This window comes from Burkholderia territorii, assembly GCF_902833055.1.
In the GTDB taxonomy this organism is placed as follows: domain Bacteria; phylum Pseudomonadota; class Gammaproteobacteria; order Burkholderiales; family Burkholderiaceae; genus Burkholderia; species Burkholderia territorii.
In genome coordinates this window covers 427,685-452,307 of the sequence record NZ_CADFEJ010000002.1, presented here as the reverse complement: position 1 = coordinate 452,307, position 24,623 = coordinate 427,685, and the positions used below count along the sequence as shown (strand labels likewise).

Annotated in this window: 20 protein-coding genes; 15 read left to right on the top strand and 5 right to left on the bottom strand. The window is 66.1% G+C overall.

The window, feature by feature from the left end:
* Window positions 1-41: 41 nt before the first annotated feature.
* Entirely contained in the window at window positions 42-962 is a 921-nt protein-coding gene (gene epsC, locus HW466_RS06590) for a serine O-acetyltransferase EpsC (RefSeq protein ID WP_059447457.1), read from the bottom strand.
* Window positions 963-1,099: 137 nt separating this feature from the next.
* Window positions 1,100-1,333 (bottom strand): hypothetical protein, encoded by a 234-nt coding sequence (locus tag HW466_RS06585; protein WP_011659947.1) that lies wholly within the window; start codon window positions 1,331-1,333, stop codon window positions 1,100-1,102.
* Between the two features lie 278 nt (window positions 1,334-1,611).
* On the opposite strand from HW466_RS06585, the gene HW466_RS06580 reads away from it, so the two are divergent.
* The 3 genes from HW466_RS06580 (at window position 1,612) to fnr (ending at window position 3,759) form a co-directional block, all read left to right on the top strand.
* On the top strand, window positions 1,612-2,022 hold the full coding sequence (locus HW466_RS06580) for a DUF3005 domain-containing protein (protein WP_060348905.1): 411 nt from the start codon (window positions 1,612-1,614) through the stop codon (window positions 2,020-2,022).
* 346 nt (window positions 2,023-2,368) lie between these two features.
* Window positions 2,369-2,836 (top strand): universal stress protein, encoded by a 468-nt coding sequence (locus tag HW466_RS06575; protein WP_151004466.1) that lies wholly within the window; start codon window positions 2,369-2,371, stop codon window positions 2,834-2,836.
* A 176-nt stretch (window positions 2,837-3,012) separates the two neighbouring features.
* Window positions 3,013-3,759: a fumarate/nitrate reduction transcriptional regulator Fnr gene (gene fnr / locus HW466_RS06570; protein ID WP_151004468.1), complete on the top strand. Its 747-nt coding sequence runs from the start codon at window positions 3,013-3,015 to the stop codon at window positions 3,757-3,759.
* A gap of 60 nt (window positions 3,760-3,819) precedes the next feature.
* On the opposite strand, the gene HW466_RS06565 is transcribed toward fnr, so the two are convergent.
* The gene (locus HW466_RS06565; protein ID WP_059447452.1) at window positions 3,820-4,713 is read right to left on the bottom strand and encodes a LysR family transcriptional regulator ArgP; all 894 of its coding nucleotides are present in this window, start codon (window positions 4,711-4,713) and stop codon (window positions 3,820-3,822) included.
* A 106-nt stretch (window positions 4,714-4,819) separates the two neighbouring features.
* Here HW466_RS06565 and HW466_RS06560 point away from each other — a divergent pair, with 106 nt between their 5' ends.
* On the top strand, window positions 4,820-5,440 hold the full coding sequence (locus HW466_RS06560; protein ID WP_059536325.1) for a LysE/ArgO family amino acid transporter: 621 nt from the start codon (window positions 4,820-4,822) through the stop codon (window positions 5,438-5,440).
* A 355-nt stretch (window positions 5,441-5,795) separates the two neighbouring features.
* Window positions 5,796-6,743, top strand: a complete 948-nt coding sequence (locus HW466_RS06555; protein WP_151004470.1) for an aldo/keto reductase — start codon at window positions 5,796-5,798, stop codon at window positions 6,741-6,743.
* Between the two features lie 140 nt (window positions 6,744-6,883).
* On the opposite strand, the gene HW466_RS06550 is transcribed toward HW466_RS06555, so the two are convergent.
* The gene (locus HW466_RS06550; protein ID WP_059542349.1) at window positions 6,884-7,648 is read right to left on the bottom strand and encodes a TetR/AcrR family transcriptional regulator; all 765 of its coding nucleotides are present in this window, start codon (window positions 7,646-7,648) and stop codon (window positions 6,884-6,886) included.
* 618 nt (window positions 7,649-8,266) lie between these two features.
* Here HW466_RS06550 and HW466_RS06545 point away from each other — a divergent pair.
* The 6 genes from HW466_RS06545 (at window position 8,267) to HW466_RS06520 (ending at window position 17,816) form a co-directional block, all read left to right on the top strand.
* Entirely contained in the window at window positions 8,267-9,367 is a 1,101-nt protein-coding gene (locus tag HW466_RS06545; protein WP_081053805.1) for an efflux RND transporter periplasmic adaptor subunit, read from the top strand.
* Window positions 9,364-12,528: an efflux RND transporter permease subunit gene (locus tag HW466_RS06540; RefSeq protein WP_151004472.1), complete on the top strand. Its 3,165-nt coding sequence runs from the start codon at window positions 9,364-9,366 to the stop codon at window positions 12,526-12,528. The genes HW466_RS06545 and HW466_RS06540 overlap by 4 nt, the downstream gene beginning before the upstream one ends.
* The gene (locus HW466_RS06535; RefSeq protein WP_060360476.1) at window positions 12,525-13,988 is read left to right on the top strand and encodes an efflux transporter outer membrane subunit; all 1,464 of its coding nucleotides are present in this window, start codon (window positions 12,525-12,527) and stop codon (window positions 13,986-13,988) included. Before HW466_RS06540 ends, HW466_RS06535 begins: the two co-directional genes overlap by 4 nt.
* A gap of 148 nt (window positions 13,989-14,136) precedes the next feature.
* Window positions 14,137-15,483, top strand: coding sequence for a paraquat-inducible protein A (locus HW466_RS06530; protein ID WP_151006418.1), 1,347 nt, complete (start codon window positions 14,137-14,139; stop codon window positions 15,481-15,483).
* Window positions 15,484-15,528: 45 nt separating this feature from the next.
* Window positions 15,529-17,124, top strand: a complete 1,596-nt coding sequence (locus tag HW466_RS06525; protein ID WP_151006417.1) for a PqiB family protein — start codon at window positions 15,529-15,531, stop codon at window positions 17,122-17,124.
* Window positions 17,121-17,816 (top strand): PqiC family protein, encoded by a 696-nt coding sequence (locus HW466_RS06520; protein WP_151006416.1) that lies wholly within the window; start codon window positions 17,121-17,123, stop codon window positions 17,814-17,816. Before HW466_RS06525 ends, HW466_RS06520 begins: the two co-directional genes overlap by 4 nt.
* 92 nt (window positions 17,817-17,908) lie before the next feature.
* Here the strand turns inward: HW466_RS06520 and HW466_RS06515 are convergent, their stop codons facing one another.
* Window positions 17,909-18,682 (bottom strand): TetR/AcrR family transcriptional regulator, encoded by a 774-nt coding sequence (locus tag HW466_RS06515; RefSeq protein WP_151003815.1) that lies wholly within the window; start codon window positions 18,680-18,682, stop codon window positions 17,909-17,911.
* A gap of 132 nt (window positions 18,683-18,814) precedes the next feature.
* On the opposite strand from HW466_RS06515, the gene HW466_RS06510 reads away from it, so the two are divergent.
* Genes HW466_RS06510 through HW466_RS06495 form a run of 4 tightly spaced genes read left to right on the top strand, consistent with a single transcriptional unit; the run spans window position 18,815 to window position 24,588 of the window.
* Entirely contained in the window at window positions 18,815-20,500 is a 1,686-nt protein-coding gene (locus tag HW466_RS06510; protein ID WP_151003817.1) for a bifunctional 3-(3-hydroxy-phenyl)propionate/3-hydroxycinnamic acid hydroxylase, read from the top strand.
* A 21-nt stretch (window positions 20,501-20,521) separates the two neighbouring features.
* A complete protein-coding gene (locus tag HW466_RS06505) occupies window positions 20,522-21,592 on the top strand; it encodes a VOC family protein (protein WP_060348894.1) in 1,071 nt (356 codons plus the stop codon).
* Between the two features lie 36 nt (window positions 21,593-21,628).
* The gene (locus tag HW466_RS06500) at window positions 21,629-22,585 is read left to right on the top strand and encodes a fumarylacetoacetate hydrolase family protein (protein ID WP_151003819.1); all 957 of its coding nucleotides are present in this window, start codon (window positions 21,629-21,631) and stop codon (window positions 22,583-22,585) included.
* Window positions 22,582-24,588, top strand: a complete 2,007-nt coding sequence (locus HW466_RS06495) for an acyl-CoA synthetase (RefSeq protein ID WP_151003820.1) — start codon at window positions 22,582-22,584, stop codon at window positions 24,586-24,588. The genes HW466_RS06500 and HW466_RS06495 overlap by 4 nt, the downstream gene beginning before the upstream one ends.
* Window positions 24,589-24,623: the final 35 nt, after the last annotated feature.

Below are 24,623 nucleotides of genomic sequence, written 5' to 3'. Positions count from 1 at the left end.
CCGCGCTGCGCGAACGACGGATGCGCCGTTCGCGCTCCCCGTTATGGCTTCTCGGCGCTGCCGCCTTCGCGGATCTTGCCTTGCGCGACGCTCGTGCCGGGCGGCACGCTGTGCGTGAGCCACACGTTCCCGCCGATCACCGAACCGCGCCCGATCGTCACGCGGCCGAGGATCGTCGCGCCCGCGTAGATGACCACGTCGTCCTCGACGATCGGGTGCCGCGCATTGCCCTTGACCAGCGCGCCGTCGCCATCGGACGGGAAGCTCTTCGCACCGAGCGTGACGGCCTGGTACACGCGCACGCGCTCGCCGATGATCGCGGTTTCGCCGATCACGACACCGGTGCCGTGGTCGATGAAGAAGCTCGGGCCGATCTGCGCGCCCGGGTGAATGTCGATGCCGGTGGCCGAGTGCGCGATTTCATTGATGAAACGCGCGAGCAGCGGCACGCCGAGCCGGTGCAATGCATGCGCGAGCCGATGGTGCATCATCGCGAGCACGCCGGGGTAGCACAGCAGGATCTCGGTGATGTGCTGCGCGGCCGGATCGCCCGCGTATGCGGCCTGGATGTCGCTGACCAGCAGCGCGCGAACCGCCGGCAACTGCCGGCCGAACTCGCGCGCGATCTCGAACGCGCGTTCGTCGAGCTCGGCGAACGGCGTATCCGCATGCTCGGGCAGGAACGGCAGCGCGCGGCGAATCTGTTCGGACAGGATCCGCAGCGTGCTTTCGAGCGTGTGGCCGACGTAGTAGTCGACGCTTTCGTCGGTCAGGTCCGGCGCGCCGTAATGCGTCGGGAACATCGACGCGCGCAGGCCGGTGACGATCTTGCAGATCGCGTCGCGCGACGGCAGCTCGCGAATGCCGCGCGGATGACGCGTGCGATGAAGTTCCTCGCGCGATTCGCGCAAGCCGGCAACGATTTCTTCGAGGCCCCACTGACGGGCGGGTGATGTCGACATATGCCAATGCGGGCGGCCGCGTTCGATCGCACGGCCGCAAATAAAGTGACGGGTTCCGCAAGATTACCGCGTTTTCGTCCGGCAGCGGCACGACGGAGGATCGGCCGGACGGCCGATGCCGCCACCGCGCGACGGCGTCAGATCGTGATGCTGCTCGCGTCGATCCAGCGCACGGCCCAGTCGCGCGCGTGCGCGATCGCGTCGCCTTCGTCGTTGAACTGGAGCTCGGTCGGAAAAAAGCGGTTCGCGACGAGTTCCCCGTCGCTCGATCGGGAGATCACGACGTAGGGTTTGAACGAACCGTCGCTGGCGCGCGCGGGCGCGCAATTCAACAGATAGCCGCGGTGCGTGAAGGCAGTAGTCGCTTGCATGAGTCCGCCACCTCTAGTCCCTTGATTTGTTGTTCACTACCCGTCTTGAGGGTGCTGCGACGCCCCGGTGCGAGCGGAGGCGGCAAGACCGCATCCCCTGTCGCCGCTTCGCAGGAAAAGAATCATACTCTGTAGAAAACGGGTGTTCTAGCTGAAATAAATCATGACAAATCAGCGCGCGCAACGCGACCGCGGCGATCGATCGCGCGCCGTTTTCCCGTCGTGCCCGGAACGGGATTTGCTTGGATCCGGAGCGCTTCGCCGCGAGGAGAGTCGCGATGAAAACGTCAGCCCACGCGCACGCCGCGCATCCGCGCAGCATCGAACTCGACAACGACGACACGCACGACAGCACCGTCGACACCGACGGCAAGAATCGCGAGGCCGCGCGTCTCGCGAGCGGCGGCGCATTCTCCCCTGATCAGATCACGCGCAGCAACGCATCGCTCGTCAACGCGATGCCCGAGGCCGGCGACGGCTTCGCCGGCTTCGACAGCCGGCCCGGCGGCAATCATCCGGCGCTGGCGCTGCGGGCCGGCTACATGATGGTCGAGAAGGGATTCGACGTGCCGTCTCATGCGAGCGACGCGCCGTATGGCCCGGTTCACCGGATGTACGGCAGCGCGTACTGGCCCGGTCATGGACGCCGGCCGGAACGCGTGATCGAAATCACGCCGGTGCCGCGGTGACGCGCGCGGCGTTTGAATCGATCGTTCGATTGGCCGGCGAAGCGTGCCCGACGGCCGACGGCCGATGGCGGCGGATCGGCATGCGCGTTCGCGCGCCGGTCCGCCGAATGGGCGCCGCAATCGCTGTCGATGACGGGTTCTGGTTCGGCACCCGGGTTTCGCGACGTCGATGCAGCGACGTTGATCGAAGTCACGCCGTCGCGATACGGATGAGATTCAATGCTCGCTCGCGACGAACGGCACGTCGCTGCAAAGTCCGTGCCGTTCGTTTACCCTGCCTCGCAACGACGCACGGCCTGCCCGGCCGTTCGGCCGACTTCCGTTCAACCCGCCATCTGGAGACACTATGTACAAGCGCATTCTGGTTGCCATCGACGGCAGCGACACCGCCCGCCACGCGTTCGATGCCGCGCTCGCGCTCGCAAAGGAGCACGGCGCGGAACTGCAACCGTTCTACGTCGTCGAAAACGCCGCGATCTACTACAACGTGCCGGGCTACGATCCGTCCGTGCTGCGCGATCAGCTGATCGCGCAGGGCAATGCGCTCGCGGAGGAGTTCAAGACGCTGATGCAGGCGGCGGGCGTGAAGGGCGAAACGCTGACGAGCGAGGCGTCGTCGCTCAACGACGTGTCGACGCTGATCCTCGACGGTGCGAAAGCGTTCGGCGCCGACCTCCTCGTGCTCGGCACGCATGGTCGCCGCGGGTTCCGTCGCCTCGTGCTCGGCAGTATCGCCGAACAGTGCGTGCGGCATGCGACGCTGCCCGTGCTGCTGATCCCGGCCGCCGCGCATACGGACGATCAGGCGGGCTGAGCGGTGCCGGCATCGGCGTGCGCGCCGCCGCGCGCCCGCGCAGCGGCATGCGTGCGTAAGTGCATGCCACCGCGATGCCCGCGACATGTGCGCACGGTCGCGACGTTTTGTCACCCGCCAGCGGCAACTTGCGGTGGGACAATGATTCGGTCGATTCAATGCCGGAGTAAACAATCATGTTGACGCCCGTCGCCACACGCCCCGCCGCCTCGTCCCATGCAGGCAACTGGTCTCCCCGCCAGGCCCCGCACTGCTCGTCGTGCGCAATGCGGCACCTGTGCATGCCGCAGGGCCTCGCGCCCGAAGCGCTCAGCCGCCTCGAATCGGTCATCTGCGCGGCGCGCCCGGTCAAGCGCGGCGAAGCGCTGTTCCGCGAAGGCGACACTTTCGACAACCTGTACGCCGTGCGCTCGGGTTCGCTGAAAACCGTCGCCACGCGCCACGACGGCCGCGAGCAGGTCACCGGCCTGCACCTGGCCGGCGAAGCACTCGGCCTCGACGGCATCTGCGACGACACGCACCCGCGCACTGCCGTTGCGCTGGAAGACAGCTCGGTCTGCGTGATCCCGTACAGCGCGCTCAAGTCGCTGTGCTCGGAAGCCGGCACGATGCAGCTGCGCATGCACAAGCTGATGAGCGAGCAGATCGTGCGCGAAACGTCGCAAACCATGCTGCTCGGCTCATTGAATGCGGAAGAGCGCGTCGCCGCGTTCCTGCTCGACGTGTCGTCGCGCTACCTGAAGCGCGGTTACTCGCCGTCGGAATTCAACCTGCGGATGACGCGCGAAGACATCGGCAGCTATCTCGGCATGACGCTCGAAACGGTCAGCCGCACACTGTCGAAGTTCCAGAAGCGCGGCCTGATCGAAATGCACGGCCGCCTCGTACAGATCGTCGACTTCGACGGCCTGCACCACGTCTGACCCCGCGCGGCGCGCCACCTGCGCGCCGCCGCCCGCCCCCCTCCGCCGCGCCCGCTTCGATCAGTCGAGAAACAGCGCGGCGCGCGCCTTCAACGCCGCGCTGAAGTCGTCGAGCCAGCCGATCGACAGGCGCCAGCTCTGCCAGTACAGGTCGATATCGACGGTCCGCCCGCGCGACATGTCGATCAGTTCGCCCGCCGCCAGTTGGCGGTCGACCATCCGGTCCGGGCACATCCCCCATCCCAGCCCCGTTTCGCACGCACGCAGGTAACCCGCGACGTGCGGGATCCAGTGTTGCGGCGGATCGAGATCCGCGCGAGTCACGCGCCGGATGAAGCGCGCCTGCAAACCATCCTTCGGATTGAACATCACGCACGGCGCACGGCGCAGCGCGTCGCGTGTGATGCCCGCGCCGAAATAGCGGTCGTAGAACGCCGGCGAGCACACCGCGCGATAGCGGATCCGCCCCAGCCGCGTCGACCGGCATCCCTGGATCGGCTCGGCCTGCGCGGTCACCGCCCCCTGCACGCTGCCGTCGCGAATGCGTGCGGCCGTGTAGTCCTGGTCGTCGATCACGAGATCGAGCAAGGTCTCGCGCTCGGTGCAGAACGGCCCGACCGCGTCGATGAACCAGGTGGCGACGCTGTCGTCGTTGACGGCAACGCGCAACATCGGCCATGCGCTCGCGATCTGACCGGGCAATGCCGGCATCCGGCTGCCCAGTTCGGCTTCGAGCAACTGCACGCGTTCCGTATGCCGGCACAGCAGCGCACCCGAGGTCGTCGCGACGCACGGTTGCCCGCGCTTGACGAGCACGCTGCCGACGCGCTCCTCCAGCAGTTTCACCCGCTGCGATACCGCCGACGGCGTGACGTTCAGCTCCTTGGCCGCCCGTTCGAACGAACCGTGCCGGATCACCGCCGCGAGCGCGTCGAGCAATGCGTAGTCGAGCATTAGATTTCCTTAATCGGCATTAGGTGAATTAGCTTCTCTTATGTCCCAGCTGACCGCAGACTAGCGCCAACCGATTCACCCGTCTACTGCTCCACCACTTCCCATCATGAACTGGATCGCTTTTTCCCACGGCGCCGCCTTGTGCGGGTCGCTCATCGTCACCATCGGCGCGCAGAACGCGTTCGTGCTCCGGCAAGGCATCATGCGCTCGCACGTCGGCAAGATCGTGCTGCTGTGCGCGCTGTCCGACATGATCCTGATCGGTGCGGGCGTCGGCGGCGCATCGGTCCTCGTCGAACGCTATCCGACCTTCGTCCACGTCGTGCTGTACGTCGGCCTCGCGTATCTCGCGTGGTTCGGCATCAACGCGCTGCGCCGCGCGTTCAAGCCGGGACACGAAACGCTCGACGTCCGCGGCGACGCCGTCGCGCCGCCGCCGCAGGGCGCGGTCGCGATCGTGCTGATGACGCTCGCGTTCACGTGGCTCAACCCGCACGTGTATCTCGATACGTTCCTGCTGATCGGCACGGCCGGCGCACGTGAACCCGAAGGCTCGCGGCTTGCGTTCGCGATCGGCGCGATGTCGGTCAGCGTCGTGTGGTTCCTCGGGCTCGGATACGGCGCGCGTCTGCTGGCGCCGTGGTTCCGCAAGGCCGTCGCGTGGCGCGTGCTGGACGGCGCGATCGGCAGCATGGTGCTGTTTCTGGCGGCCGTGCAGTTGCGATAACGGATCGGGGCGCCGATCGATCGCGGGCGGCAATCTTGCCGCCCGTTTTCGTTCCGCTTCGGCGAACGGATGCGATACGCCGATCTCCGCCTGTCTCTGCCCGGCCGCCGAAAATTCAGCTCCAGATCGAACGCAGCCGCACGGATCGACACATCGCGGACGGCACCTCCGCCACACGCTGCCATTCGTCCGCTGCCACGGCCATGCGCGCGCTGCACGAAATCGCTCGATGGGCGAAAATGTTCCGGCATCCGCGACAACGGCGAAAGCGCTTCCTCCATTCGCCTGCCCGTCGCATTCATCCTGGCCAATCCTGTCGCCCCATCCCGTCATCCCTCAGATTCCGGAGAGCAACATGGCACTACGCACCCTCGGCACATCCGACATCCAGGTTTCCCCGCTCGCCTTCGGCGGCAACGTCTTCGGCTGGACCGTCGACGAGAACGCATCGTTTGCGTTGCTCGACGCGCTCGCCGACACCGGCATCAACTTCATCGACACGGCCGACGTCTATTCGGCCTGGGCCCCCGGCAACAGCGGCGGCGAATCGGAAACGATCATCGGCAAGTGGCTCAAGCGTTCGGGCAAGCGCGATCAGGTCGTGATCGCGACCAAGGTCGGGCTGCTCTCGACGCGCGCCGGCCTGACCAAGGACAACATCCTGAAGGCCGCCGACGATTCGCTGCGCCGCCTGCAGACCGACTACATCGACCTGTACTTCTCGCACCGCGATCTCGCCGACACGGCCCCGCTCGAAGAGACGCTCGCCGCCTACCAGACGCTGATCGACGCGGGCAAGGTCCGCATCATCGGCGCGTCGAACTACAGCGGCGCACGCCTGCGCGAAGCCGCCGAGATCAGCAAGCGCCATGGCCTGCCCGCGTATCAGGTGATCCAGCCGGAGTACAACCTGATCGACCGCGCCGAGTACGAGCGCGATCTCGAACCGGTCGTGCGCGAGTTGAAGCTGGGCGTCGTCAACTATTACGCGCTCGCGAGCGGCTTCCTGTCGGGCAAGTACCGCAGCGAGGCCGACCTGAAGAAGAGCGTGCGCGGCGATCGCGTCGCCCGTTATCTCGATGCGCGCGGCCTGCGCATTCTCGCGGCACTCGACGATGTGTCGGCGAAGCACGGCACGCAACCGGCCGCGATCGCGCTCGCATGGCAGATCGCGCGGCCGACGATCACCGCGCCGATTGCAAGCGCGACATCGCTCGTGCAGCTTGCATTGCTCGGCGAAGCGATTCGCGTGCGGCTCGACGACGAAGATATCCGCAAGCTCGACGCGGCCAGCGCGGTCTGACGAAGCGGACAACCGCCCGGCGGTCCGAACCGCCGCGGTTTGCGGTTCGTGCTGCCGGCGCATCGCGCGCGTGGCAGCGGCATGCCATCACGCATGTCGGCACGGCGCCGGCGGCTCGACGGCAACGGTTCCGGCGCCGATCAGCGCGCCGCCGGCAGATCAGCCGTGATTCCCGGCTCGGCCACCGGTAGAGGGCGCGTCGCGATTTTCTCCGCCTCCGCGCGTTTCAGTCCCAGCGCCTGCAACACGAGCGCCGCCGCGCGCTCGGGAAATCCTTCATCTTCGATACCCAGCGCTTTCTGTCGCCGCGTGCTCGGCAGGATCGACGCGGCAAAGTGCAATTCGGCTGCAATTGCTGCCAGCACCGTCCCGATGACGGACTGGATGCTCATGAACGGATCGGCGACGACGAATCGCTTCGCCGCGATGCCGCGCCCGCTGTCGCGCAGGAAGCGTTGGCCCAGCCCGCGCTCGAATGCCCGTCTCGAGCAGCCCTCCCGGATCAGGAACTGACCCCACACGCGCTCGCGTCGCGCGCGCATCAGCGTGTGGCGCACGGATACGGCGATCACCTCGGCCGGGTCGGACAACCCGCCGGCAAGGCGGTCGAGCGTATCCGCGAAATCGTCGAAAACCCATTCGATCAATGCGACGACGATCCCCTCCTTCGACTCGAAGTGGTTGTAGAACGACCCGAAGCCGACATCTGCCGCTTCCGTGATTTCGTTGATCGCAACGCCATCCGGGCCTTTCTCGGCCATCAGCCTGAGCGCCGCCTCGAGCATGCGCGTGCGCGTCTCCCGCTTGCGACGCGCGCCGCGCGGTTGACGCGGCTCGCCAGTGCGCGCGGATGCGACGGCGGGTTTCGGATTGCGGGCCACACGGCGCTTGGACGTGTCTTGCATATCGGTAAGTGAGCTCTGCATGGCTCAATTCTAGATCGACCGCTCATACTTGACAACTTTATCAGTTATGAGTTTAATCTCGACTTCGAAAGCGAGCCTGGGCCGAACAGCCTGAAAACAGGGGCACAACCGTGCGTAACAGCAGACAAATCCAGATTCCGAAATCCATTCGCCCATCCGAGTCGAAGCGGATGGACGGGCGCTTCGCCGCGAGGCGCCGGGGCGCCCGGATGGCGGACCGAATCACTGTCGCCCGCGACGGAAGCCGCCTGTCATCGCAGGCGTCAGCAGCCGCGGGCCCTGTCACGGCCCCGGCATGCCGGAACGCCACGACCTCGCAAGCCCTGCTGCTGTGGGGAGGGCACGGCATGCGCTGACAACCGGAAGCCCCGTCAGTTGCCGTCCACATCCCGAAAACGTCGGACTGCTTACTTATCGGATACCGCGGGCTGCTGTTTCACCCGCGACAAAGGTGAATCGTGCGCGGGCGCCGGATGTGCCATCCGCGTCGCACCGTTTCTCAACTCGACCATCACTTGCCCTGGAAAAATCGTGAAACTTCCCGGCCTCAACGCGCGCTCGCCTGCGCGCCCATTTCTGTCACGCATCGCGCGCCCGATGAATCGGGCGCCCGTCGTCGCCGCCTGCTGTGCGATCCTGCTCTCGGCCTGCCATTCGCGCGAGCCCGTTGTCGTCGAACCCAAACCCGTCGTCGCGCTGGCGGTCCATCCCGAAGGCGCGCCGTCCGGCAATTCGCTGCCCGGCCAGGTGCAGGCGCGGTATTCCACGCCCCTTTCGTTCCGGGTAGGCGGAAAGATTGTCGAACGGCGCGTGCGAATCGGCGACACCGTCAAGGCCGGTCAGGTCATTGCGCTGCTCGATCCAACCGACCTGCGCAGCAACGTCGCCAATGCCCGCGCACAGCTCGACGAGGCCGAACATCGCGTCGTCTACGCCAAACAACAGCTCGATCGCGATCGCGCGCAGTCCCAGGCGAACCTCATCGCGCCGGCGCAGCTGGAACAAACCCAGGACGCTTACGCATCGGCGGTCGCGCGGCGCGATTCCGCGCTCGCGCAAATGGCGCTCGCCGGCGACCAGCTCCGGTACGCGTCGCTCGTCGCGGATCACGACGGCGTCATCACGTCGGAAGACGCCGATACCGGGCAGAACGTCCAGGCCGGTCAGGCGGTCTTTCATCTTGACTGGAGCGGCGATCTCGACGTCGTCTGCGACGCGTCGGAGCGCGACCTCCAGGCGTTGGCGGTCGGACGCGGCGCCCGGGTCGTCCTGAGCGCGCTGCCCGGCCAGACCTTCAACGCACGCGTGCGCGAGATCGCCGCCGCTGCCGACCCGCAAAGCCGCACGTGGCGCGTGAAGCTCACATTGATCGCACCGGGCGCGGACGTGCGCGCGGGCATGACCGCCAACATCGCGTTCGACGCCGTCGACGACGGCGCCGCGCAGCGCGCATTCGAGCTGCCTGCAACCGCGCTCTTTCATCGCGGCGAGGCGCCGGCCGTCTGGGTCGTACGCAACGGCAGCGACACGCTGGAACTGCGGCCCGTGACCATCGGCCGCTACAACGAAAACTCGATTTCCGTCACCGCCGGACTGCACGACAACGAGCGCGTCGTCGTGCAAGGCGTTCACGCCGTCAGCGCGAATCAGCGCGTGCAGGTTGTCGCGCCGCTTCATCCGGAGGATTTCTCGTCATGAACGCACCCGACCGCGAACCCGCGCACGACCGCGCGCTCGACAAGCCGGCCGATGGCAGCCGCTTCAATCTCTCCGCATGGGCGCTGACCCATCAGCAGCTCGTGATCTTCCTGATCGGGCTGGCGACGCTCTTCGGCGTCATCGGCTATACGCACCTTGCGCAGTCGGAAGACCCGCCGTTCACGTTCCGGACCATGGTGATCCAGACCTATTGGCCGGGCGCGACGGCGCGCGAGGTGAAGGAGCAGATCACCGACCGGATCGGCCGCCAGCTTCAGGCAGCGCCGTACGTCGACAACATCAAGAGCTACTCGCGGCCCGGCGAGTCGATGATCTTCTTCGCGATGAAGGATTCGGCGCCCGTCAAGGAAGTGCCCGAGACCTGGTACCAGGTGCGCAAGAAAGTCGGCGACATCCGCGCGACGCTGCCCAAAGGCGTGGTCGGGCCGTTTTTCAACGACGAATTCGGCGACGTCTATACGAACATCTTCGCGCTCGAAGGCGACGGCTATTCGCCCGCGCAACTGCACGACTACGCCGACCGGTTGCGCACCGCGCTGCTCCGGATTCCCGGCGTCGCCAAGGTCGATTACTTCGGCGATCCGGATCAACACATCTTCGTCGAGATATCGAACGCCGAGCTGACCCGGCTCTCGATTACGCCGCAGCAGCTCGCGCAAGCCATCGACGCGCAAAACGCCGTCGCGCCGGTCGGCACCATCACGACCGCGAATGATCGCGTGTTCGTGCGCCCGAGCGGCGCATTCAAGGACGTGCAGGCGCTCTCCGACATGCTGATCACGGTCAACCGGCGCACGTTCCGTCTCGGCGATATCGCGAAGGTCACGCGCGGCTACGACGATCCGCCCGTCACCCAGATGCGTGCGAATGGACAGGCAGTCCTGGGCATCGGCGTGACGATGCAAAAAGGCGGAGACGTGATCGACCTCGGCAAGGCACTCGACGCGAAAGCGGCCGAGCTGCAGGCGACGCTGCCCGCCGGTCTCAAGCTGGCGCCCGTCTCGAGCATGCCGCATGCGGTCAAACATTCGGTCGACGAATTCGTGAGGTCCGTCGGCGAAGCGGTGGCGATCGTGCTGGTCGTGAGCCTCGTGTCGCTTGGCCTGCGGACCGGCATGATCGTCGTGATCACGATTCCGATCGTGCTGGCCGTGACGGCGCTGTGCATGCACCTGTTCGGCATCGGGCTCGACAAGGTTTCGCTCGGCACGCTCGTGCTCGCGCTGGGGCTGCTCGTCGACGATGCGATCATCGCCGTCGAGATGATGGCCGTGAAGCTCGAGCAGGGCTGGAGCCGCATGCGAGCGGCGGCATTCGCGTATTCGAGCACGGCATTTCCGATGCTGACCGGCACGCTCGTCACGGTGTCGGGCTTCCTGCCAATCGCGCTCGCGAAATCGAGCACGGGCGAATACACGCGCTCGATCTTCGAAGTGTCGGCGATTTCGCTGATCGTTTCTTGGTTCGCAGCCGTCGTGCTCGTTCCGCTGCTCGGCTATCACATGCTGCGCGAGCACAAGCAGCACGATGGCGATGCAAGCCACCACGAGCACGATGTCTACGATACCGGCTTCTATCGCCGCCTGTCCGGCTGGATCATGCGCTGCGTGGAACGCCGCTGGCTCGTCCTCGGCGTCACGGCCGTGCTGTTCGCGATCGCGATGGCGGCCTTCACGCGCGTGCCGCAGCAATTCTTCCCGAACTCGGAACGGCCCGAACTGCTCGTCGATCTCCGGCTGCCGGAAGGCGCGTCGTTCGATGCGACGCTGCGCGAAGCGAAGCGCCTGGAGCAGACGCTCGCCGGTCGCCCCGAGATCGATCATTTCGTCGACTTCGTCGGCACCGGCGCACCGCGCTTCTATCTGCCGCTCGACCAGCAGCTTCAGCAGCCCAACTTCGCGCAATTCGTCATTACAGCGAGGAACATCGAGGATCGCGAAAAGCTGATGCAGTGGCTCGACGTCAAGCTCGAGAAAACATTCCCCGCCGTGCGCACGCGCGTGGCGCGGCTCGAGAACGGGCCGCCCGTCGGCTTCCCGATCAAGTTCCGCGTGAGCGGCGACGACATCGCCACCGTCCGCGAAATCGCCGGTCAGGTCGCGGAGAAGGTGCGCGCCGACAGCCGCACGAAGAACGTGCAATTCGACTGGGACGAGCCGGCGGAGCGATCGGTTTCGTTCGAGATCGACCAGATGAAGGCGCGCGCGCTCGGCGTGTCGTCGGAAGACGTGTCGAACTTCCTGGCCATGACGCTTTCCGGCTACACGGTCACGCAATATCGTGAGCGCGACAAGCTGATCAACGTCGATCTGCGTGCGCCAAAGAGCGAGCGGATCGATCCGGCAAAGCTCGCGGGCCTCGCCATGCCGACACCGAACGGGCCCGTGCCGCTCGGATCGCTCGGCCACGTGCGCAACACGCTCGAGTACGGCGTGATCTGGGAACGCGACCGCCAGCCGACGATCACGGTGCAGGCCGACGTGCGCGGCAACGCGCCGAGCATCGGCGTCACCCGCGACATCGAGCAAGCGCTCGCCGTGCAACGCGCCAAGCTGCCGGCCGGCTATCGCATCGAAACCGGCGGCTCGATCGAGGAAAGCATGAAGGGCCAGACGTCGATCAACGCGCAGATGCCGCTCATGATCATCGCCGTGCTGACGCTGCTGATGATCCAGCTCAAGAGCTTCTCGCGGACCTTCATCGTCGTGTTGACCGCTCCCCTCGGGTTGATCGGCGTCGTGGCCGCGCTGCTTCTGTTCGGCAAGCCCTTCGGCTTCGTTGCGTTGCTCGGCGTGATTGCGATGTTCGGCATCATCATGCGCAACTCCGTGATTCTCGTCGACCAGATCGATCAGGACATCGCAGCGGGCCATCGGCGTGTCGATGCGATCGTCGGCGCGACCGTAAGGCGATTCCGGCCAATCATGCTGACGGCCGCCGCCGCCGTGCTCGCGTTGATTCCGCTGTTGCGCTCGGGCTTCTTCGGTCCGATGGCGACCGCGCTGATGGGCGGCATCACGATCGCCACCGTACTGACCGTCTTCTTCCTGCCGGCCCTCTACGCGACGTGCTTCAGGGTCCGGCTCGACGAACGTGGTTCGACCGCGACCGACCTCGCCCACTCGGAGAAATGCTCATGAAACTTGCCCGTATGACACTCGTGTCGGCCGCGACCACGGCATTCGCCCTCTCCGGCTGTTCGCTCGCGCCCGGCGGCACGCCGCCGGAGATGCCGTCCCCCGCCCACTACGGCACCACGGCGCAGCCGCTGAAGACCGTCGAGGCGGCCGGCGTCGCACAGCAGTTCGACGTCGGCGCGGCACCGGTTCCGCAATGGTGGCGGCTCTACCGTTCCGATGCGCTCGATGCGCTGGTCGACGAAGGGCTGCGCAACAACCCGACGCTCGCGGCCGCCGAAAAAACGCTCGCCGCCGCGCAACAGGAACTGCGCGCGCAGATCGGCGCATCGACGCTGCCGTCGATCGACGCGAACGCACAGGCCGCGCGTACGCGCACACCCGACATCTCGAGCACCGGCGCACAAACGCTGCGCTACAACGTGTTCGTCGGACAGCTTCAGGCGAACTACACGTTCGATCTGTTCGGCACGACGCGCTACGCCAATTCGGCAAGCCGCGCACGCGTGGACGTGCAGGGCTGCGAGCTGGAGGCCGCTCGACGCGCGCTCGCGGCCAATATCGTCGGCACGGCGATCAACGCGGCGGCGCTCGATCGGCAGATCGCATTGAGCGAGCGGCTCGTCGCCACCGCCAATGCCGCCGCGCGCGACAGCCAGCAGCGCTACGCGCTCGGCGCCGTCTCGCACGTGGAGTCGCTCGCGTCGGTACAGAACGCCGCGTCGCTCGCCGCGCAGTTGCCGCAGTTGCGCCAGCAGCGCGCCACGGCGGTCCATGCGCTCGCGATCCTGATCGGTCGCACGCCGGACGCCGCGCCGCCGATACCCGACTTCGACAGCCTGTCGCTGCCCGAACACGTGCCCGTCGCCGTGCCGTCGGACCTGCTGAGCGCGCGCCCCGACATCCGCGCCGCCAGCGCCGCCGTGAAGGCGGCGTCGGCCGACGTCGGCGAGGCGACGGCGCAACTGTTCCCGAGCCTGTCGCTGACCGCATCGATGGGACGCGCCGGCTTCAGCTGGCCCGCGTTGCTGTCGGGCGCCGGCGGAATGTGGGCGATCGGAGCGGGTCTTTCCCAGCCGATCTTCCATGGTGGCGCGTTGCTCGCCCATCGCCGCGCAACGCTCGACCGGTACGACGCCGCCGTTCTTCACTACAAATCGGTCGTCCTGGCCGCGTTCGAGAACGTCGCGAACACGCTCGCCGCCCTGGACAACGACGCGCAGGCGCTCGCGTCCACCGATGTCGCTGCGCAAGCGGCGCATGCCGCATTCGACGAAACCGCGTCGCGCCGCCGAATGGGCGCGCTTCCGGTATCGACGGAGCAGGCGAGCGAGCAGCAATACCTGAATGCGCAGCTCGATGCCGTGCGGGCGGCCAGCCGCCGGATGACCGATACCGCCGCGCTGTTCCAGGCGATGGGCGAATTGCCCGCCGACGCGCAGCAGACGGTCGCGCGGAAGTGACCGCCAGCATCGCCGGGCCGGCACGGCAGGGCTCGCGCACGTCGCGCGGGCCGCTGCCGGCCCGGCGGTTCGTCATGCACGATGCGCGACCGACCGGCGGCCTGCCGGCGCCGAATCATCGATATCGAAACGCCTTTCAGTTTGCCGGATGGAATACGAGAACCTGATTGCCTGCCACGAATGCGACCTGCTGTTTCGCCGGCCGCCGCGCCTTCACGGGCTTGTCGCACGCTGTTCGCGCTGCGGCGCGCGCCTCGCGGGCGTACCTCAAAGCCGGCCGACGCTCGATCGCACCTGCGCGATGACCGTCGCGGCGCTGGTCACTTTCCTGATCGCCCAAAGCTTCCCGATCATGGCGCTCGACGCGAACGGCATGACGTCGCACGCCACGCTGTTCGACGCCGTCGCCGGTTTGTGGGCGAACCACCTGTACAGCGTCGCCGCGATCGTATTTTGCTCGACGACGCTGTTTCCTCTGATGGAGCTCGTTGCGCTGCTCTACCTGCTGATTCCGCTGCGCCTCGGTCGCGCGCCGCGTCGCTTCGGCCCGGTACTCCGGTTCGTGCAGCAATTGCGGCCGTGGGGAATGATCGAGGTATTCATGCTCGGCGTATTCGTGACGATCGTGAAAATGGCGAGCCTCGCCCATGTCATCCCCGGAACGGCGCTGTTCGCGTTCGCGGCGTTGACGCTGATGCTGGTCGCCGTGACATCGTTCGATGCCGTTGCCCTCTGGGAAGCGCACAACGAGATCACGACGCGCCGCATTTCCGGCGTGGTTCATGCGAAACCGCGCACCGGGCACGGCGCGGCGCGCGTGACGCCGGATTCCGTGCCGCACGACGCGCCGGCCGGCATCACCGCGAATCGCGCGGGATTGATCGCGTGCCATACATGCGGACGCCTAGCGCCGCGACTGCCGCGAGCGGCGGACCAGCGCTGTTCGCGATGCGGCTCGCGGCTGCACCAGCGCCGGCCGGATAGCATCAAGCGCACCGCCGCGCTCCTGATCTCCGCCGCCCTGCTGTACATCCCGGCGAACCTGCTGCCGATCATGCACGCGACCTCACTGGGCCGGCCGGAAGACGACACCATCCTCGGCGGCGTCGCGTACTTCTGGACCTCCGGCGACCGGCCGCTCGCCGTTGTCGTATTCGTCGCCAGCGTGATGGTGCCGATGCTCAAGCTCGGCATTCTCGCGTTGCAGACGATCGCCGCGCATCGCGGCTCCGGCTGGCGTCCGCTTGAACGGTCGAGGCTGTATCGGATCGTCGAGCTGATCGGACGCTGGTCGATGCTCGACATCTACGTCGTCGCACTGACGGTCGCGCTCGTGCATTTCGGATCCTTCGCCGACATCCGCGCCGGCGCTGGCGCGCTTGCGTTTTGTGCAGTGGTGGTCCTCACGATGCTTGCGGCGATGCAGTTCGATCCGCGGCTCATCTGGGACGATTCGCGATGCAAAGCATCCGTCTCGTCCGAACACCTTTCCTGAGCGGGCTGCGCGCCCGTCATCCTTCACACCAGAAGCTTCCGAGCGATGCATCCCTTCGATCTACCTCAACCCGAAATCAAGCCGCGCCGCCGCTGGATACCTTCCCTCGTCTGGCTCGTCCCTCTCGTTTGTGCGCTCATCGGACTGGCGCTCGTCGTCAAGTCCGTCGCCGAAAAAGGCCCGACTGTCACGGTCACGTTCGCCAATGCCGAAGGGCTCGAAGCCGGCAAGACGAAGGTCAGGTACAAGGACGTCGAGATAGGCTCGGTACAGGCCATCAAGCTGACGAACGATTTCAAACGCGTGCTCGTCACGCTTCAGTTGGCCAAGGAGGCCGACAAATTCGCAACCCGAAATACGCGCTTCTGGGTCGTTCGCCCGCGCGTGGGCGCCACCGGCGTATCGGGGCTGGGGACGCTGCTCTCCGGCGCCTATATCGGCGTTGACGCGGGGCACTCGAACGACCGGCAGACCGAATTCGTCGGTCTCGAGAATCCGCCCGCCGTCACCTCCGATCAGCAAGGGCATCAATACGAGTTGCGAGGCGCGTCGCTGGGCTCGATCGATATCGGCTCGCCCGTTTTCTACCGTCATCTGCAGGTGGGGCAAGTCGTCGGCTTTTCGCTCGACGAGGACGGCGCCGGCGTGAAAGTCCGCGTGTTCGTGAATGCCCCCTATGACAAGTACGTCGGGACCAACACGCGATGGTGGCATGCGAGCGGCGTCGATCTGCGGCTCGACTCCAGCGGCCTGAAGCTCAACACGCAATCGCTGGCCACGGTCATCGTCGGCGGCCTCGCGTTTCAGTCGCCGACCGGCCAGGACAGCGGCCCGCTGGCCCCGGACAACGCCGTCTTCCGGCTCGCGCCCGACGAAGCCGACGCCATGCGCGAAGCCGACGGCGCTCCGCTGATGGTCGTCATGCGCTTCAACCAGTCGCTGCGGGGCTTGTCGGTCGGAGCGCCGGTCGACGTGCGCGGCATTGCGCTGGGCCAGGTAACGGATATCGGGATCGAGTATCACGAGAACGCCCGGAACTTCAGCATGAGAGTGACGATGGCGCTTTATCCGTCGCGACTCACGAAACGCAGCAACGCGTCGATCCCCGCGCCCAATACGCCGGGCGGCCACGAACTGCTCGAGCATCTCGTCACGCAGGGGCTGCGCGGCCAGTTGCGAACCGGCAATCTGCTGACCGGCCAGCTTTATGTCGCGCTCGACATGTTCCCGACGGCGCCTCGCGCAACCGTCGACGTACACCACACGCCGATCGAACTGCCGACCGTGCCGAATACGCTCGACGAATTGCAGGTGCAGATTGCCGATATCGCGAAGAAGCTCGATCAGGTCCCGTTCGATCGCATCGGCGCGAACCTGAACGGCGCACTGGAAAACGCGAATCGCCTGTTCGGTCATCTCGATACCGAAGTCGTGCCGCAGGCGCGCGACACGCTGTCGTCGGCGCAGCGCACCTTCAACGCCGCCGAGTCGACGCTTCGTCAGGACTCGCCCATGCAGACGGACATCCACGGCGCGATGCAGGAACTCACGCGAACGCTCCAGTCGCTCAATACGCTCGCGGATTATCTGGAGCGCCACCCTGAATCGCTGATATTCGGCAAGAAAGGAGACAAGCAATGACGTCGCTTCCGTTCCGTACCTTGCGCGTTGTCGTTCGCTCGGCGGCCTGTGTCGGGCTGAGCGTGCTCGCCGCGTGCGCGTCGCCGCCGACGCGGTTCTACACGCTCGCGGGCGGCTACCGCACGGACGCCGCTCCCGGCATATCGAACGCGGTGCGGCAGGTCGACGTGCTGGCCGTGCGCGTACCGGCTCCGGTCGCCGGCAGCCGGCTGGTCGTGCAGACCAGCCCGGCCCGTGTCGATATACTCGAGGAAGATCGTTGGGCGTCGCCAGTCGACGACGAGATTCGCACCGCGCTGTCGGCCCTGATCACGCGCCGGCTGAACGCCGTGGACGTGCATCGCGTCCCGCACGACGACAATTTTCCCGTGTATCGCGTCGCGGTCGACGTTCAACGTTTCGAGTCGTGGCCGGGATCGCACGTCCTGATCGATGCGGTTTGGAGTGTCCAAGCGACGCGCGGTCAGCAGACGCTCACCTGTCGCAGCGCGATCCGCGAAAACGTGGCCAACGGCAACGATGCGCTCGTCGCTGGCCACCGCCTGGCACTGGAAGCAATCGCCGTGGAAATTGCCGCCGGCATTCGCGCCGTCGCCGCAAAGCCCGGCTCACTCGCGGCGTTCGCGACAAGCGAATCGGCGACGCCGTCCGCATCGGCCGCGCGTTGCCCGGCCTCGGCCGGCGCCGGCTGACCCGCTCGCGCCGGCGTGGATCAGCCGGGCTGACCGACGGGATTTCGCGCGATGCGCGGATGACGCGGATCGATGCCCGCGCCCCCGGCGCGTTACTGCGCCGTATCCGCGGTTTCGACGACCGGCAACGGGCGGCTCGCGATCTTCTCGGCCTCGGCGCGCTTGAGCCCGAGCGTTTGCAGCAACGTCGTCGCCGTGCGCTCCGGAAAGTTCTCGCCGCTGAAGCCGAGTGCCTTGAGCACGCCGGTCGCCGGCGCGCCCGGCGCGACGAAGTTGAGTTCGGCGGAAATCGCGGTCAATACCGTGCCGCCGACGGACAGGAAGCCGATGAAGGGGTCGGCGACGACGAATCGTTTCGCCGCAATGCCGCGTTCGATGTCGCGCAGCAGCCGCTGCCCGAGGCCGAGCGTCAGCACGCGTGCGGAAAATCCTTCGCGTATCAGGAAATGCCCCCAGACAGGCTCGCGCCGCGCGCGCATCAGTGTATGCCTCACCGAGACGGAAATGATTTCCGCCGGATCGGTCAGGCTGCTGGTCAGCCGATCGAGCCAGTCCGCGAACTCCTCGAACACCGAGTCCACGAGCGTTGCATAGATCGCTTCCTTCGATTCGAAATGGTTGTAGAACGACCCGAAGCCGACGTCGGCGGCTTCCGTGATTTCGTTGATGGCGACGCCCTCCATGCCCTTTTCCGCCATCAACCTGAGTGCGGCATCGAGCAGCCGGGCACGGGTTTCCCGCTTGCGGCGCGCGCCGCGCGGCTCGCGCTCCTCCGCGACCTCGGCCGCGGCTGCGGCTGCGGCCGTGGGGCCGGATGCCTCCGGCTTGGAGCGTCTGGATGTGCGGCGATTCGGTGTGTTCGGCATGACGTTTCCGGTCCTTGTTCGTGCCCAAGTATAGATTCAAATGTCTACGTTGACAAAGTCATCATCTATGACTTTAATGTCATCAAGCAGCCGAACACGGCCTGCACATCCAATCGAAAGACGAATGGAGAAATGGTGGAGACATATGTTCATACGGGCGCCAGTGCGTCCATTCGCGGGAATCCGCCGGCATCGGCGGAGCGCGCACTGCCTTCGGCGGTCGACGTACTGATCGTGGGATTCGGACCGGTTGGCGCCGCAATGGCCAACATGCTGGCGCGTCACGGTGTGAACGTCATGGTCATCGACAAGGCCGCCGAGATGTTCATGGCGCCCCGGGCAATCGCGCTGGACAACGAAGCATTGCGGATCCTGCAGTCGGCCGGCATCGGCGAGCAGGATTTCGAGACGGTCGCGATTCCGTATGTCCGGATGCGATCGCCGCTGCTCGGCGAGTTCGGCCGCGTGAATACGCTCGGCAGCCTGGATGGCCATCCGAGGCTCGTGACGTTTTACCAGCCCGACCTGGAACGCTGCCTGCGCAACCGCTTGCGCACATACGCGTGCGCCCATGTCGCACTCGGCACGACGCTCACCGGCTTCACTACGGAGCCCGATCACGTGCTCGCGTCGCTCGATGCCGGGCACGGGCGCACGCACGTCGTGCGCGCCCGTTACATCGTCGGCGCGGATGGCGCGAGCTCGCTCGTGCGCCAGCTGATCGGTCAGGAATTCAAGGGCAAGACATATGCCGAGGACTGGTTGATCGTCGACGCCCACCATGTTCCGCGCCCGATCGATCATGTCGAGTTCATCTGCGATCATCGCCGGCCGACACCGCACATGGTCGCGCCGGGTGGGCGAGAGCGCTGGGAATTCATGCTCCATCCCGACGAAAGCCGCGACGAAATGGAGTCCGATGCGCGCATCCGCGAGTTGCTCGCGCCATGGGGCAACGTCGACGACATCACCATCGAGCGCAAGGCGGTCTACCGTTTCCACGCGAGAACCGTCGACGCGTTCAGCAAGGGGCGCGTCTTCCTGGCCGGCGACGCGGCGCACATTACGCCGCCGTTCGTCGGCCAGGGGCTCGTCGCCGGCTTGCGCGACGCGGCCAACCTGAGCTGGAAGCTCGCCTGGGTCATCCTGGGCAGGGCCGATCCGCGGATTCTCGACACCTACGACGAAGAGCGCCGCCCTCACGCGAAATCGATGATCAATCTCGCGAAATTCATGGGTCGCCTCGTCATGCCACGCAACGGCGCAATCGCATTCGCGACGCATGGCCTGATGCGGCTGTCGCGGCTGGTGCCCGGCCTGCGTACGCAATTCGAGGAACTGCGCATCAAGCCGAAGAACGCGTTCCGGTCCGGACTTTTCGTCAAAGGCTGCACGCGCACGAAGCTGGTTCGCGGCGCGACCATCCCGCAGGGCTGGCTGAGAAGTGCCGACGGCGCCGCCCGCCTGAGCGACGACGTGCTGGGCGACGGTTATGCGCTGGTTGGATTCGGCTGCGATCCTCGCGCATCGCTCGATCCCGGCACAGCGACGGCGTTGGCGCAGACGGGCGGCGCCATTGTCCAGATCGCGCATCGCGGGCAGCGACTGCATCTTTCCGGGCGCGACCACTGGGAAGACCTCGACGGCACCTTCCTTCCCCGGTTCGCGCCTCTCGGCTGGATCGCGGTCGTGCGTCCCGACAAAACCATCGTCCACGACGGACCGGTTGCAGATGCAGACCGTATCGTGCACGAAAGCCTGACGTTGCTCGGAATATCCCGTGATGCGACGACGCCCTCCGTCGCGCTTGCCCTCTGATCCGCCTGACTGTTATCCGCCATGAAACTGACCACTGCACAGCCGGCCCGCCACCCGCACCCGACGACGAAGGCATCGGCACTGGCTTACCTGATCTTCGATCGCCCCGATCTCGGCGAGGCCGAGCGGTTCCTCAACGACTTCGGCCTTCGGACGGTTCAGCGAGACGAATCGGTACTGCTGTTGCGCGGAACGGAAGCCGCACACTTTTGCTACGTGGTTCGTCGCGCACCGAAAGCCCGGTTCGTGGGCTTGGGATTGCGGGTCGCGAGCCGCGCCGATCTGGATGCGCTCGCTCGGGTCCCCGGCGCATCGGACGTCGAGGTATCGGATTGGCCTGGCGGCGGCTACCGCGTGCGGCTCGTCGATCCTTCCGGTTTCCGCGTCGATGCGATCGCGGACCAAATGCCGGCCAGCGCGTTGCCGCACCGCGCACCGCTGCCGTTCAATTCGGTCGACACACCCGTGCGGATCAACGAGACCCAGCGGCCACCGGCAAGCGCGCCTGAGATCGTCCGGCTCGGTCACGTCGTGCTCGAGCTGGCCGACTACCAGGAGACGTGCGCATGGTACACGCGGCATTTCGGGTTCATCCCCAGCGACGTCCAGGTGCTGCCGGATGGCTCGCCTGCCGTTGCGTTCATGCGGCTCGATCTTGGCGACCAGCCGGCCGATCACCATACGCTCGCGCTCGCCCAGGGGTTCGTGCCGACCTACAGCCATAGCGCGTACGAACTGATCGATGCCGATGCGGTCGGCATGGGGCAGCGCATGCTGCGCGACAACGGTTGGACGCATGCGTGGGGCATCGGGCGCCACATTCTCGGCAGCCAGATCTTCGACTACTGGCAGGACCCGTGGGGTGACAAGCACGAACACTACTGCGACGGCGATCTGTTTACCGCCGACGAGCCGACAGGCGTGCATGCGGTCAGCCGGGAAGCGATGGCGCAGTGGGGGCCGTCGATGCCGCGCAGCTTCACGAAGCCGCGCATGACGCCATCGAGCCTGGCGGCGCTGTTGCGCAACCTGCGCCGCAGTCCCGATCTGACGCTGAGCAAGCTGGTCACGCTGGCCAGGATTTTCGCCTGATCTACAACCGCTTTCCGAAACACGAGAGACGCACTCATGTCACTGCACGTCCTGCATTTCCGGCATCAAGGCCGCGCCCGATGGGGCGTGGTCGCCAACGGCGCCGTCACGCCGATCCCCGGCTACTTCGAGACAACGGCGAGCTTTCTCGCGGCGAATCCGGTGGAGCGCCTCGTCGCGCTCGACGGCCCGACCATTCCCGAGCGCGACGTCGAATGGCTGCCTCCGGTCACGGCCAACCAGCAATTCGTTTGCCAGGGCGCGAACTATCGCCGGCACATGATCGAATCGGGCATGGATCCGGATGCGAAGAAGTTCAACATGATCTTCACGAAGGCGACGAGCTGCATCGTCGCGGCCGATTCACCCGTCGTCAAGCCACGGCACGTTCGATTTCTCGACTACGAGATCGAACTCGGACTCATCCTCAGGCGCGACATCACCTCCCATCAGCACATCACGGACGCGAACCTGCACGACTATATCGCCGGCATCGTGACCGTGAACGATTACTCCGCGCGCGACGTGCAGATTCCGCAGATGCAGTTCTACAAGGGCAAGAGCTATCGGACCTTCGGCCCGGTCGGCCCTTATCTGTGCCTGTTCGAGCGGCGGGACTTCCCGAAGCTGAAGGCGCTCGATCTGACGCTGACCGTCAACGGCGAGGTCCGCCAGCAGGATTCGACGGCCAACCTGGTCTTCGGCCCGGCGGAAACCTTGACCGAGCTGTCCGGCGTGCACGACCTGCACGCAGGCGATCTGCTCGCGACCGGCACACCGGCCGGCTGTGCGCTCAGCATTCCTTCACCGCTCAAGCAGCGCGTCGTCGCACTGTTTCCCGAGGCCGTGAAGTGGCAGATGTTCATGAAGGTGCAGGCCGCGCGGACGCAATACCTGAAGGCCGGAGACATCGTCGAAGCGCGGATCGCAAGCCGCGACGGAACGATCGATCTCGGCGTACAACGCAACATGATCGTGGGAGAAGCGGCATGAGCGGCATCGCGACCCTGGACGACGTACTGGCCATCGAAGCACGGGGCCTGCCGCACGACTTGCCGGCCAGCACGTACGAATTGATCCGCGCCGGCGCGGCAATCGATCCTTCCGCCCCCGCGCTCTCGTTCTTTCCGACTGCCGACGCGCATCGCGACGCCGAGCGCTGGACCTATCGAGAGCTGGTGCACGACATTACGCGCACGGCCAACATGTTCGTCCGCCTCGGCGTGAACGCGGACTCCGTAATCGCCTATGTCCTTCCCAACCTGCCCGAAACGCATTTCGTGATCTGGGGCGGCGAGGCCGCCGGCATCGTCTGCGCGATCAATCCGCTGCTCGAAAGCCGGGCGATAGGCGATCTGCTCAATGCCGCGGGCGCCAGCGTGCTCGTGACGCTCGCGCCATTCCCCGGCACCGATCTCTGGCAAAAAGTCGCCGCCATTCTTCACGAGGTCGAGTCGCTCGAGCATCTCGTGCTGGTCGATCTGGCCTATCGCGCCGGCGGCCCGGCGGCGTCACGCACGCGCCAACGCGACACGTGTGCAACGCTGCATGAAGATGGCAATCTGCGGCGTGCGGTACCTGCTCGCGTGCGGATCCACGACTTCGCCACGGCAATCGCGCGCGAATCCGGGGAAGCGCTCGACAACGCACGGCACTTTCGGTCCGGTGACCCGTCGTCCTTCTTCTGCACCGGAGGAACGACAGGATTGCCGAAAATCGCGATGCGTAGTCACGGCAACGAAGTGGCGAACGCGTGGAGCGCCGGCCAATTCCTCGGCGACAGCATCGGCCCCGGCAAGACCACGTTTTGCGGATTGCCGCTCTTCCACGTGAATGCGGCGATGGTGACCGGCCTTCTGCCATTTTCCAGAGGCGCTCATGTCGTGCTCGGCACCCCGCAAGGCTACCGGGGCGACGGCGTCGTCAAACGCTTCTGGGAAATCGTCGAACATCATCGCATCAACTTCTTCAGCGGCGTCCCGACACTGTACGCGTCGCTGCTCGACGTGCCCGTCGGCGACCACGCCATCGACTCGCTCGAATACGGCCTGTGCGGTGCGGCGCCGATGCCCGTCGAGGTCTTTCGTGCGTTCCAGGAAAGGACGGGCATCAAGATTCTCGAAGGCTACGGCCTGACCGAGGGAACGTGCGTGAGCAGCGTCAATCCGCCCACCGGCGAGCGCAAGCTCGGATCGATCGGGTTACGGATTCCCTTTCAGGCAATGAGGACGGTCGTCGTCGACGATGCCGGACGTTTCCTGCGCGAATGCGCGGTTGACGAAGTCGGGCTGCTCGTCATTTCGGGGCCGAACGTGTTTGCCGGTTACACGAATCCCGACCAGAACGCCGGCCTGTGGCTCGATCTCGGCGACGGCGAGCGCTGGCTCAACACCGGCGACCTCGCTCGATGCGACGCCCACGGCTACTTCTGGCTGACTGGCCGCAGGAAGGACCTGATCATTCGCGGCGGCCACAATATCGACCCGGCGGCCATCGAGGAACCGCTGCATCGACATCCGGCCGTCCAGATCGCCGTGGGAATCGGGCGCCCCGACGCGCATGTCGGCGAAGTGCCGGTCGCGTACGTTCAGCTCAAACCGGGCGCGACGGCCACCGAGCAGGACTTGTCCACATTCATGCGCGAGCAGATTACCGAGCGGGCCGCGCTACCCAAACACGTCCGAATCGTCGAAGCAATTCCGCTCACCGGCGTCGGCAAGATCTTCAAACCGGAACTCAAGCGCCGCGAAACGGGTGACGCACTCCGATCGGCGTTGGACGAAGCTGGCGTTGCGGGTGCATCTGTCGAGGTTGCCACCGATCAGTCGAGCGCGATGCTGATCTCGGTGGAGCTTTCCGATCCACGATTTGAACCTGCAGCGCGCGCCGTGCTGGGACGCTTCCCGTTTGCGTATTCGATCTCGGCCGCACGGCAAACGAGCGAGCGAACGACGGGTACGTCGAATGACCGTGCGGCAAGCGGCGAGAGCGACTGAAGTTCAATCGACCCGCAGAGTATTCAAATCGATTT